The sequence below is a fragment of the Streptosporangium sp. NPDC049046 genome (assembly GCF_040649155.1).
Lineage (GTDB): Bacteria > Actinomycetota > Actinomycetes > Streptosporangiales > Streptosporangiaceae > Streptosporangium.
Genome location: NZ_JBEZEZ010000011.1, coordinates 48,407 through 60,669 on the forward strand (window position 1 = coordinate 48,407; position 12,263 = coordinate 60,669).

General features: G+C 71.2%; 9 protein-coding genes. 3 read left to right on the top strand and 6 right to left on the bottom strand.

Annotation, left to right across the window (positions count from 1 at the left end; genetic code table 11):
* Position 1 precedes the first annotated feature (1 nt).
* The 4 genes from AB0B96_RS17470 to AB0B96_RS17485 all read right to left on the bottom strand — a co-directional run bounded on the left by AB0B96_RS17470 (position 2) and on the right by AB0B96_RS17485 (position 5,405).
* Positions 2-1,126 (bottom strand): DUF2510 domain-containing protein, encoded by a 1,125-nt coding sequence (locus AB0B96_RS17470; protein WP_362899749.1) that lies wholly within the window; start codon positions 1,124-1,126, stop codon positions 2-4.
* 55 nt (positions 1,127-1,181) lie between these two features.
* On the bottom strand, positions 1,182-2,633 hold the full coding sequence (locus tag AB0B96_RS17475; RefSeq protein ID WP_362899751.1) for a hypothetical protein: 1,452 nt from the start codon (positions 2,631-2,633) through the stop codon (positions 1,182-1,184).
* A gap of 42 nt (positions 2,634-2,675) precedes the next feature.
* Positions 2,676-4,382, bottom strand: coding sequence for a serine/threonine-protein kinase (locus AB0B96_RS17480; protein ID WP_362899753.1), 1,707 nt, complete (start codon positions 4,380-4,382; stop codon positions 2,676-2,678).
* Between the two features lie 348 nt (positions 4,383-4,730).
* Entirely contained in the window at positions 4,731-5,405 is a 675-nt protein-coding gene (locus AB0B96_RS17485) for a pyridoxamine 5'-phosphate oxidase family protein (RefSeq protein ID WP_362899755.1), read from the bottom strand.
* A gap of 67 nt (positions 5,406-5,472) precedes the next feature.
* On the opposite strand from AB0B96_RS17485, the gene AB0B96_RS17490 reads away from it, so the two are divergent.
* Positions 5,473-6,879, top strand: a complete 1,407-nt coding sequence (locus AB0B96_RS17490) for a PLP-dependent aminotransferase family protein (RefSeq protein WP_362899757.1) — start codon at positions 5,473-5,475, stop codon at positions 6,877-6,879.
* A 135-nt stretch (positions 6,880-7,014) separates the two neighbouring features.
* Here the strand turns inward: AB0B96_RS17490 and AB0B96_RS17495 are convergent, their stop codons facing one another.
* Complete coding sequence (locus AB0B96_RS17495; RefSeq protein WP_350945253.1) at positions 7,015-8,097, bottom strand: GNAT family N-acetyltransferase; 1,083 nt, start codon at positions 8,095-8,097, stop codon at positions 7,015-7,017.
* Between the two features lie 195 nt (positions 8,098-8,292).
* Here AB0B96_RS17495 and AB0B96_RS17500 point away from each other — a divergent pair, with 195 nt between their 5' ends.
* On the top strand, positions 8,293-9,318 hold the full coding sequence (locus AB0B96_RS17500; protein WP_362899759.1) for a phosphotransferase family protein: 1,026 nt from the start codon (positions 8,293-8,295) through the stop codon (positions 9,316-9,318).
* Positions 9,319-9,601: 283 nt separating this feature from the next.
* Entirely contained in the window at positions 9,602-10,984 is a 1,383-nt protein-coding gene (locus AB0B96_RS17505) for a xylan 1,4-beta-xylosidase (RefSeq protein WP_362899761.1), read from the top strand.
* On the opposite strand, the gene AB0B96_RS17510 is transcribed toward AB0B96_RS17505, so the two are convergent.
* Positions 10,981-12,207, bottom strand: coding sequence for a DUF418 domain-containing protein (locus tag AB0B96_RS17510; RefSeq protein ID WP_362899763.1), 1,227 nt, complete (start codon positions 12,205-12,207; stop codon positions 10,981-10,983). The two genes, AB0B96_RS17505 and AB0B96_RS17510, sit on opposite strands and share 4 nt — an antisense overlap.
* Between the last annotated feature and the right edge of the window lie 56 nt (positions 12,208-12,263).

Genomic DNA, 12,263 nt, shown 5'->3' on the forward strand with positions numbered 1-12,263 from the left:
TTCAGGGCAGCTTGAATGACTTGATCACCTTGTCTACTGCAGATATGTCTAGATTGTCCGGTATGGAGACGTAGGCCAGCGCCGGACGGGTGTTCTCGCCACGATCGACGATCAAGAACGCGGCCCGCTCCCGCTTCCACTTCCAGCCGTTGACCTCGGACTGCTCGGAGAAGTCCAGGTCGAAGACGAGCAGCCAGGCGTCCTTGCCGCTCACCTTGACGGCCTTGTCCTCGACGATGTTCCGCTTGTGCGGAGGGCTGTAGAAGGCGGGCTCCACGACCTGCAGCAGGGTCGCGGCGGCCGAACGCAGGCTGCCGACGCCCTGGTAGCCGTACTGGTCGGGAAGCTCGCCGGTGAGCACGTTGCCGAGCCAGTCGCCGCCCCTGCCGTCGAAGTTCTCCTGGGCGACGGCGATGGCCGCGCTGTTCCAGACGAACCCGAGCCCGCCGCCGACGGTGGGAGGCACCTCCCAGGGCCCCTCGGGCATTTCGAACGACAGGCCGGTCACCGGGTCCGTGACGCGCCCGTCCACAGCCTGGGGCGGCGCGCTTCCCGAGGGCGCGGGCGTCGCCTCGGGAGTCGGCTCGGTGGGCTCCAGGCTCGCCGTGGGGGGTGGTGTCCGGGGCACGGGAGACCTGCCCGCGGTGTTCGTGCCGTCGGGGTTCACCAGGGACATCGCGGCGACCACGATCACGATCACGAGGATCAGCGCGCCTCCGCCTCCCAGGATCCACGGGAGAGGGCTGCTCTTGCGCGGCGGAGGCCCGGACGGGTAGCCGCCGTGCGGCGGCATGGGCATCTGCGCCGTGTCGCCGTTCGGCGGCCCGCCGCCCCACAGTGGCTGTCCCGTGCCCGCTGCCCCGGGGCCGGCCTGCTGGGTCCACTGGCCGGTGGGACCACCCCCGTGTGCCCCTTCCCGGGCGGGAGGCGGGCCCGCCTGCCGGGAGTCGGGCCCCGCCGGGTGCTGCTGGAGGGAGGGGCCGGTCCGCGGCCCTTCCGCCGTGCCCTGTCCGGCGGGAGCGTCCGCCTGGTGGGTGGCGTCGGTCCACTGGTTGCCGTCCCACCACCGCAACAACGGTGAGCCGTAGGGATCGGGGTACCAGCCGGAGGGGGTCTGCGTGGTCATGGCCGCCAGAGTAGTAAGAACGGCTTTGTGTCGCATTGTGGACCTTGGTGATCAATCATGAACATTTGTAGGCGAAGGTAGCCTTGTCCTGGATCTTCTTCCCCTCGGGTACCGGGGAGAGCAGCACCAGGGTGGCGGTTCCCTTGAAACTTCCCTCACCCTTGACCGTCCACTCCAGGCTCACCTCGTGAGAGGTCGTCCCGGACGGGATCTGGTCGGTCTGCGCGATCGGTTTCTTACGATCGCTCCGCTTCCACTGGTAGCGCACCTCGCCGCCCGCGCCGTTGGTGGACAGCACGCCGGTGATCTTTACCGTGGTGTCGCATCCCTGCGTCTTCTTCGGGGCGCTGACGTCCACCTTCGTCACCTCCAAAGGCATCGCCGAACCCCGGAACAGCCAGAGTGCCAGCGCGCCCACGACCATCAGCGCGAGGATCACCGAGGCGAGGATCGTACGGCCGCGTCTGCGACGCGCACGGGGGGCCGCGCCCGCGTCGAGCCTGCCGGAGGGCGGTTCGGTCTGCTGCTGGTCCCTTCCGGCCCGCCAGAGCTGGGCTGCCGTGGTCTCGGAGGGCACCCCGGGACCGAACCGCATGACCACCTCCTCGGCCCCCCGCCGGTCGCCCCCGGGGGCCCACTCGCCGGTCTCCTGGGCGCGCGGCTCATCGGCCCTCGGGACGTGCAGCAGGGTCGCGACCTCCCCCTCGTCCGGGGCAGGCCGTACGGGGGTCGCGGCACCGCCCGGAGCGGGTGCCTCGTGCGCCGGCCACAGGTGCAGGGTCTCCACGAGCCTGTCACGGGTGGTGAACCCGGACGGCAGCACGTCGCGCCCGGCGAGCAGCGCGTCACGCGCGGGGGCGAGCCCTCTGGTGGAGGCCGTGGCCGCCGCCCTCTCCAGCAGCGCCGCGGCACCGCGATCGGCCGAGGCCCAGGTCGCGGCGAGCCCTCGGGCGAGCGACGCCCAGGCCGCCACGTCACGTTCCGGTGCGGTGGGGCGGCCGAGAAGGGCGTCGGCCAGCCCTCGCCCGGTGAGCAGCGCCGACCCGTCCGAGGCGATCACCACGGTGCCCGGGTGAACCTGTCCGTGGGCGAGCCCGGCGGCGTGCACGGCCAGCAGCGTCTGTGCGGTCTCCACCAGGACGGTGGCCGCGCTGCCCGCGTCGGGCCGGGACGATCCGGGCGAGAAGGCCGGCCCGGCCGAGAGCAGGTCGCCCACCGTCGGATCGACCGGTTTCGAGGTGATCAGCCAGACCTCGTCCCTCGCCGTGATGAGGTCGGCGACCGGGACCAGCCCGGTCACGCCGCCTCTCGCGAGCCCGCGATCGGCGAGCACGGCCGCGACCAGCCGCTCGCGCGCCGCGGGATCGGCGACCAGCCGCGGGTCGAATCTGAGCGCGCCGGCCGGTCGTCCGTCGGGCGCGACGGCCGACGACCAGACTCCCAGGTCGTCCGCCCGGGTACGGCCGGTCAGCCGGAACCCGGCGATGTCTCCGCGATCGGTGCTCATGGGGTGATATTCATGATCGCGATCGTTCCCCTGTCTACCGGTCTACCGGCGTCTCCGGTGCCGTCCCGTCATGCCGCGCTTGACGGCCAGTGTGAACGGTACGAGACCGCTCGTCACCAGGCCCAGTGCGAGGAACGCCGCGGGGGTCGTCTCGACCGGCGGCAAAGGTGAGCTGGAGAGGGTGGGAGGCGGCTCGGTGCCCGGCGAGGAGGGGTCCGTGCGGGTGGGAGTGGGCTCCGGGGGCGGTCCCGACGGCGTTCGCGTAGGGGGCGTCCGGGTCGGCTGGGCCGTGGGCTGGGTGGGGGCGGCCGTCGGCCGGGTCGGGGTGGCCGACGGTGGCGGGGTCGTGGGACGGTCGGGGTCGCGGGGACCGTCCAGGGTGGTGCTCTCCTCCGGGGTGGGCTCCGTGGACGGCCGCCGCGTCGGGGTCCTCGTCGGCCTCGTGGTTGGCCTCGTGGTGGGCCTCGCCGACGCTGTGGGCGTCGCGGCCGCCGACGTCGCGGTGGGTGCCACGGGCGGAGGACCGGAGGTGGTCGTGGTGCTCGGGGTCGGCGTCGGGGTGGGGGTGCCCGCGGACGGAGACTCCTCCACCGGCTCGTCGAGCTCGTCCGGGTCGTCCTCGGGGGCGAGCGTCTCCAGCGGGTCGGAGGGGGAGGGACTGTGCGAGGTGACGGCACCCTGCGACTGGATCTCCGTGGGGTCGCCGGAGCCGACCAGCACCGCGGTCAGCCCGCCGATCACCGCGATGCAGCCGACACCGACGAGGATCTTGATGCCCAGCCTGCCGACCGAAGAGGTTCTCGTCCCGTCGAGGTCGCCGCCGTCGAGCTCGGTCATGGCCAGCGAGGTGTCGGCCCCGGGAACGGGCACCTCCATCGGGAACATCCCGGCGAGCAGCCCGGCGACCGCGGCCAGGCGACGCCGGCCGCGGTCCTGCCAGTCGGGGCCGTAGGCGTCGGCGGCCACCGCTTCGAGTTCGGTGAGGAACGCGCTCGCGGTCGGCGGCCGGTCGGCGGGGTGCTTGGCCAGGCCGCGTTCGACCAGTCCCTGCAGGGCGGAGGGCACCTCCTCGACCGGCGGCGGCATGATCTGGTGCTGGCGGGCCAGCGCGGCGACGTTCGTGGCGCGGAAGGGCCGGGTGCCGGTCAGGCATTCGAAGAACACGACGGTGGCGGCGTAGACGTCGGTGGCGGGTCCCGCGGGACCGCCCACCCACTGCTCGGGGGCCATGTAGGGCGGCGTGCCCGCCGGGAGGTCGCCGTCGCCGGAACGGACCGCGATGCCGAAGTCGACGAGCTTGCTCCTCCCGTCGGCCTCCACCATCACGTTCTCCGGCTTGAAGTCGCGATGTACCACGCCCGCCGAGTGCGCGGAGGCGAGCCCCAGGAGCGAGCCCTTGAGCACGAGCAGCGCCGCCTCGGGACCGGTCGGCCCCTCGGAGCGCAGCAGCGCGCGCAGGGGGACGCCGTTGATCAGCTCCATGACGATGGCCGCGCCGTCGCCGGTTTCCACGTAGTCGTACAGCCGGACGGAGTGCGGGCTGCTCAGGGCGTTGAGCAGCCTCGCCTCGTGCCGGAAGCGCGCCACGAACCCGACGTCGCTCCTGAGCTCGTCGGACAGATACTTGATCGCGACCATGATGCCGTCGGCGTCGTGCCGAGCCATCACCACACGCCCGGCCGCACCGGCGCCCAACTCGCGGATCTCGGTGTATCCGGGGACTCGCCAGGCCGATGGCGTGCCGTACATAACGGTCTCCTCAGTTGTCTGGGCCCCCACCCATAACAGACGAACCGCAGCTTAGCGATAGATAACGGCATTCCGCTCATTAACCGGGGATCAGTCTCACAGAGTGGAGCTGATCAGTGATTATCCACCGTGGCCGGCCCGGACGGGCGGCTTTCGCGACAGGACCGAAATCCCGATCAATCCTCGGTTTTCGGCGCTACGTCGCGGTTCGCCGGCGGCCTCACGACAGCCCGCCGGGCACCGGCGACCGGCTCCTCCACCGACGCGGTGGATTGAGCCGGTCGCCGGTGCCCGGCGGCGATGCGGGTGCGGGTGCGGGCAGGAAGGCTTTCGAAGTGCTTCCCGCGGCTAGAGCGGGAGGTTCGCGGTCGGCATCTCCGACGGGGCGGGCATGGTCCTCGACGCGATGTGCTCGGGCACGGCCAGGTCCGCGGTGAGCGCGGGGTCGGGCTCGGGGGCTCCCCAGGACTGGTGGAGCGGCAGGACCCCGGCCCAGATCGGCAGCTCGTAGTCCTCGTCCTCGTCGACCGGCGGGCCCTGGCGCACCTTCACCGACGCCTCCTCAAGGGACAGGGCGAGCACCATGGTCGCGGCGAGCTCCTTGCGGGTGGGCTTGCGGGCGGCCTCCCACTGGCCGGGGGCGAGCTGCTCGGTGATCGCCCGCAGCGCGGCGAGGTGCTCCTCGGGGTCCTCCACCCGGCGGGCGCGGCCGTAGACCATGGCGCAGCGGTAGTTGACCGAGTGGTTGAAGGACGAGCGGGCGAGCACGATGCCGTCCAGGTGGGTCACCGTGACGCAGACCTCGTCCGCGTCGCGCAGGGAGGTCGCGCCGGTGGAACCGTGCAGGTAGAGGGTGTCGTCTATCCGGCCGTAACCGGTGGGTACGACCATGGGGAAGCCTCGGCTCACGACGCCCAGGTGGCAGACCAGTCCGGCGTCCAGCACCGCGTACAGGTCCTCGCGGGAGGTCCTGGCCTTGTCCTTCGCGCGGTTGAGGGTGGTACGGGGAGTCGTAGAGAGCATGACCCTAACCTAGAAAGAAGTGGATACCGAGAACACGTCCACTCTAATGCTCTTACAGGAGACCACTTTGCCACGCCCTTCCGTCGACCTACCCGTATCGGTGGACCGTGAGGCGGGCACGGCGCTCGCCGTCCAGCTCGGCGACAGCCTCAGGGATGCCATGCGCGGTGGCGCCCTCACCTCGGGGGAACGCCTGCCCTCCACCCGTGCCCTCGCCCGCCAGCTCGCGGTGAGCCGCACCGTCGTCACCGAGGCATACCAGCAGCTGTACGCGGAGGGCTGGGTCGAGGGACGCCACGGCTCGGGCACCTACGTGGCCGAGATGACGTTTCCCGCCGTGGAGGAGAGAGGGCTGCGGGCCCCCGTCCCCGTGCCGGTCGAAGGGGGCGACCACGGGGGGTGGAACGGCTACCGGAGCGAGAGCGGGCAGGGGGTGATCGACCTGCGCCCGGGGCGGCCGTGGGTCCACGACTACGACAGGGCGGCCTGGCGCAGGGCCTGGCGGAGAGCGGCCGACCTGCCGCCGGTGAGCGACCCCGACCCGCGCGGCCTGCCGAGGCTGCGCGCCGCGCTGGCCGAGCATCTCCGCAGGACCAGGGCGATCCCCGTCGGCCCGGAGAACGTGATGGTCACCCGGGGCACCGGCAACGGGCTCGGCCTGGTCGCCGCCACCTTTCTGCGGCCCGGTGACCGGGCGGGCGTGGAGGAGCCGGGCTACCGCGTCGCCAGGAACGTCTTCGCTGGGCGGGGCGCCGAGATCGTGCCCTGCCCGGTCGACGAGGACGGTGTCGTCGTGGACGGACTCCCCGGCGACCTGCGCGTCCTGCACACCACCCCCGCCCACCAGTACCCCCTCGGCGGGCGCCTGCCCATCCCGCGCAGGGAGCGCCTCCTGGCCTGGGCCCGCCGCACCGGCGCGATCGTCGTGGAGGACGACTACGACGCCGAGTTCCGCTACGACGTCGCCCCGCTGCCCGCCCTCTACGGTCTCGACCCCGCGTCGGTGGTGCTGCTGGGCAGCCTGAGCAAGATCCTGACGCCGGACATCGGCGTCGGCTGGCTGGTCGCGCGTCAGAGCCTCGTCGAAGCCTTCGCCGTGACCAGGGACGCCCTCGCCGACCGCACGAGCGGTCCGGCACAGCAGGCGGTGGCGGTGCTCCTGGAGAAGGGGGATCTGGACCGGCACCTGCGCCGGACGCGCCTGGAGTACGCGCGCCGCCGCGCCGTGGTCGTCGAGATCCTCGGTTCCCGGGTCACGGGCGACACCGCGGGCCTGCACGTCATGGTGGAGTTGCCCGAGCACACGGTCGCGCCCCTGGTCGAGGCCGCCCGTGCCCGGGGGGTGCTGCTCGACTCGATGGCCCGCCACTACCACGGGCCGCGGCTGCGGCACGGTCTGGTGATCGGCTACGGCTCCGCGTCGCGGGCCGACGTCAGGCGGGGTGTCTCGGTGGTCGCCGAGCTGATCGGTTGACCGGCCACCGGCCTTTCGAGCGGGTGGGCCGACCGGCCGTCGGGGGAGGGCGGACGGATCGCGTGACCGGCCGCCCGGACCCGAAGGGCGGGTGCCGCCGTGGCATGGGACCGTTCCCAAACCACGGCGGACGGATCACGCCTGTATGGACGTCCGCAGGCGGCCGTACGTCTTGAGCGCGCGGTCGGCGGTGGTGCGCAGCAGCGGGCTCGCCAGGACCGTGCCACGTGCCTTGCGTACCGGGACCCGCAGCATCCAGTGGACCCCGGCGCCGGGGCTCAGCCTGGCGATCCTGCCCTCGGCGACCTCGTACTCGCCGTTCTTGAGCTTCTCCTTGTACTCCTTCTCGCCGCGGCCCATGTCGATGACCTGGATTCCGGCGTCGGCGGCCTTCTCGGCCATGGCGAGGTGGTGGATCAGGCCGGGGGAGTACTTCGCGAAGGCGGTGTCGTAGGCGGGGAACCAGCCCGCGAGGGTCGTGCCGGTGCGCAGCCCGAAGTGCCCGGCGACCGGCCGCCCGTCCGCGTACAGCATGTCGAGGACCCCGCCGAAGTGCTCGGTGTCGGTGGCGAGGAAGCGTTCGACCAGCTCCACGATCCACGGCTTGGCGAACCTGTCGGTGCGGCCGGTGCGGCGGTACTGCTCGGTCTTCCAACCGAGCAGCGTGCGCAGCGGCGCCAGGTCGGTGGTGGCGTAGTCGTGCCGGAGCGGCCCGACGTCGCGCTGGAGCTTGCGGCTCTTGTACGCCGTCGAACGGTAGGTCTTGCCGGAGGTGACCTTGATCGTCTCGATGTACGCGTCGTGGCCGTCACGCAGGTCGATGATCGGCGAGGGGTGCCTGCTGTGCCCCGCCTGGAGCAGCGGCTGCCCGGAGACCAGGTGGTCGAACTCGTAGACGGCGAGGCCGCACGCTCTGATCAGCCGCTGCGCGTCGATCTCCACGTCCTTGGCGTGCACCAGTCCCTGCGCGTCGGTCAGGCCCGCGGCGACGGGCATGCCGATGCCCATCGGGTGGCGCTCGAAGGGGAAGAATCCCACCGTGTCCGTCCCGTCGTGCAGCACCGCGACCCGGACACGTTCCTGGAGCGCGCCGACGGTCACGGTGAACTCCGGCGACAGGAACGGGGTGTCGAAGGCGGGGTCGGCGCTCTGAAGGACTCTCCATCGGTCGATGTCGGCCGGTCCGAGATCACGGGGCTGAACAACTGAAACGCGCATGAGCTCCTACTGGGATGTGCGGGGTCCCCTACGTCACCCCGAAGGATGCCGTAAAGCTCAAGCATGCTGGTAGGGACGTAATGTAACGATAAAGGACGGAACTGAGGGCAGGCTGTGTACATCGCAACGTTTCGGAATCTCCTTGGAAGACCCCGGGTGGCGCCGCCGGTCCGAGTGACGTTCTAATTGGTGGCTATGAGCACCCCTGGCATCGACTGGTCACACCTTGTCGGATGGATCGCGGCCAATGTCCCCGGCGTCGGTGAGCCTACCGGGGTCTCCCTGATCGCGGGCGGCAGATCCAACCTGACGTACGTCGTGGAGACCCCCGGGCGCCGGCTGGTGCTGCGCCGCCCGCCGCTGGGGCACGTGCTGCCGACCGCCCACGACATGAGGCGCGAGTGGCGGGTGATCTCGGCGCTCGCGCCGACCTCCGTCCCCGTGCCCGAGCCGGTCGCCTTCTGCGAGGACCCGGCGGTGATCGGGGCGCCCTTCTATCTCATGGGACACGTGGACGGCGCGGCCGTGCGCACCCAGGAGGACGCCTGGGCACTCACCCCCGAGCAGACGCGGCGGCTGTCGGAGCGCCTGGCCGAGGTGCTCGCCGCGATCCACGCCGTCGACTACGAGAGGGCGGGGCTGGGGGACTTCGGGCGTCCCGAGGGATACATGGCCCGCCAGCTGGAGCGCTGGGGGCAGCAGTGGGAGCGGTCGAAGACCGCCGAACTGCCCGCGTACGACCGCCTGGTGGCCCGCCTGCGCGAGCGACTGCCGGCGCGGTCCGCCTCGGCGCTCGTGCACGGCGACTACCGGCTCGACAACACGCTCGTGCGGCTGTCCCCGGATCCCGACATCCTCGCCGTCGTCGACTGGGAGATGTCCACGCTCGGCGATCCCCTCGCCGATCTCGGCCTCACCCTCACCTACTGGCAGGACCCCGGCGACGAGGAGCGCGCCTCGGTCCCGGTCGCGGCGGGCGTCACCGTGGCCCCCGGCTTCCTCACCGCCCGCGAGTTCGCCGCCCACTACGCGAAGGTCTCCGGCGCGGACCTGTCCGACCTGGACTTCTACGTGGCCTTCGGCCACTACAAGCTCGCCGTCATCGTGGAGGGCATCCACGCCAGGTTCAAGCAGGGCAAGACCGTCGGCGAGGGCTTCGAGGAGATCGGCGCCGCCGTCCCCACGCTCGTCGAGCGGGCTTCGCGGATCCTGGGAGACTGACCGGCGGCTCACAACGGGCCCGTCTCCTTTGTTCTGAGAGTCCCGGGAGGCTCACCGATCCGGCCCGCTCGCAGGGGATCCGTGGTCGCCGGCCCGGTGACGGCCCGGCGGCTGGAGAGCGGGCGGGAACTACGGTAGAAGTTTCAAGCGTTGTGCAAGCCACCCTGGATACGCTGGCGGCATGGCCGGTAACGCTTGCCTGTGAACCATGTCGAGGCACCGTCACGGTCCGCTGCCGCTGTGGAACGCTACATTCGTTGACCTGCGAGGATTGAGGAATTCGGTGATACCGACTAACGGACGGCACCAGCGACGGCGCCCGGCCTGGCCGGTCGCACTGGGAGCCATGGTCGTGACGGTGGTGCTCGTGGTCGGCATCATCGCCTACGCCGCGAAGCCGGACGTTCCCCGCGGACAGGCCATGACCGCGGCTCCGACGGAGCCGGCACCCGTGCTGGAGGCGCCCCCCTCCCTCGAGGAATGGCCGCGCTGGGGCATCACCCACACGGAGTTCAGCGCCGACAACGAGGGCAGCGACGTCACCGAGGCCGCCTCCCACATGCTGAGCCGGGTCCCGATGCTGCAGAACCAGCACATCATGGGCTGGGGCGCGGGCAATCCCGAGCCGGCGCCGGGTAAGAACGACTTCCGCGACCTCGACCGCAGGGTGAGACTCATGGCCGGCTCCGAGGCCGTCCCGATCATCACGCTGTGCTGCGCGCCCGACTGGATGAAGGGCGGCAGCTCCGGCAGGACCGACTGGACGCAGCTGGAGACCGCACCCCGGCGCGAGCACTTCGACGACTACGCCAAGCTCGCCGTGACCGTCGCCAAGCGCTACCCCACCGTCAAGCACTTCATGGTCTGGAACGAGCTGAAGGGATTCTGGAACACCCCCCAGAACCGCTGGGACATCGAGGGCTACACCGAGCTGTACAACAAGGTCTACGCCGCGCTGAAGGCCGTCGACAAGGACATCAAGGTCGGCGGCCCCTACGTCTCCGTCGGCAGCACCACCGTCCCCGAGCGGGGCGCGGAGATCCAGGGGCCGTGGGGGAGCATCGTCCAGCGCGACCTGGAGGCGGTCCGCTACTGGATCGACAACAAGGACGGCGCCGACTTCATCGTCGTCGACGGAGCCTCGGTCACGAAGGAGGCCGGGGCCTTCCCCGACGAGTTCACCGCCCTGGGCAAGTTCGGCGCCCTCACCAGGTGGCTCCAGGAGAAGAGCGGAAACCTGCCGGTCTGGTGGGCCGAATGGTACGTCGAACCCAACAACAGCGACTGGGAGGAGGATCGCCGCATCGCCGTCCACACGGCCGCGATGATGGAGTTCGCCACCAGCGGCGTCACCACCTCGCTCTTCTGGAACCCTCAGCGCAAGTCCATCGACGCGAACCAGGCGTGCCCCGGCTGCCTGTGGCATCCGACCACCGGCGTCGAGATGCCCATGGCGGGCATCATGAGCGGCTTCACCAAGTGGTTCCCCCTCGGGGTCACGCTGGAGACGGTCACCTCCTCCAACACGCAGGTGCGGGTCCTGGCCCAGGAGCGCCAGCTCGTGATGGTCAACACCACCAACGCGCCCGCCACCACCGTCGTGGACGGCAAGGAGTTCCAGCTCAGGCCGTACGAGGTCAGATGGAGCGACCGCACCGGAGCCTAGGCGGCGCCCGCGGAGGCGGAGGGGGAGGGCCTGCGCCAGTTGGTGAACCAGCGCAGCACCCACTCCACGGGCCCGTAGCGGTGGCGACGCAGCCACCACAGGCTCCAGAGAGACTGCGCCGCGAAGATGCCGACGCCGATCGACACGACGTGAAACGGGCTGAGCCGGTCGACCAGGCTCAGCCCGTAGCCGGTGAAGATGAGTGAGCTGATCAGCGACTGCGCCAGATAGTTCGTGAGCGCCAGCCTGCCGGGCGCCGCGAGCGCCCCCGCCAGGCGCGGCATCGCCGGGAGCAGGCGCAGCAGGGTCGCGGCGTAGGCGGCGGCGAGCAGCGGCGCGGTGAGCAGGTTCACCGCCTGGCCGACCATGTGGTACGCGTGCCCGCCGCCCGACCAGGTCGAGTGCGCGTAGACCAGCGCCCCGGCGAGCCCGACGGTGAACCCCGCCCACTGCATCCGCCGCAGCGTGGCCGTGTGCCCGGAGAGGTCGGTCAGCAGCCGCAGCTTGCCCACGGCCAGCCCGACCAGGCAGGCGGCGAGCACCGTGGGCCCCTGGAAGGAGACCCGCAGCACGAAGATCTTGGCGAGCCTGTGCAGGTGCTCATTGATGATCATGGAGGCGGAGCCGTGCAGCGCCTCGTCGGACAGGGCGGCCTGCGCCGCGTTCTCCGACATGGCCTGAGAGGCGTCCGTGCCCAGTGTCGCGAGCGCCGCCAGCAGCAACATCCCCGCGGCCAGCGCCACCGTGAGCGCGAGCGCGATGATCAGCGCGGTGCGCGGGGCGATCCGCCGCATCGCCAGCAGGACCAGCCCCACGACCGCGTACGTCGTCAGGATGTCACCGGGGAACAGAAGGACCGCGTGGGCCAGTCCGAGCAGGAACAACCCTCCCAGGCGGCGCAGGAACCGGGGGGCGAACCTCGTCGCCGACCTGTGGGCCGAGTCGATCTGCAGGGTGAAGCTGTAGCCGAACAGGAAGGCGAACAGCATGTAGAACTTGTTCTCGAAGAGGATCGAGACGAACCAGCGCACCTCCCAGTCGAGCGGTGCGGAGAACGTCGGCGTCGCCAGCCCGGCCATCCGGTACCCCGAGGCGAGGTAGGTGATGTTGACCACCACGATGCCGAGCAGCGCGAAGCCGCGTAACGCGTCGACCGCCGCGATCCTCGGCGCCGTGGCCTCGGCGGACGTACCTGCCCGGCCCCGGGGCTCCCCTGCGAGCATCTGACCGTCCTTCGAGCAGCGCCGGGACGTGCGTCCCGGCGAACGATGCTCAGTAT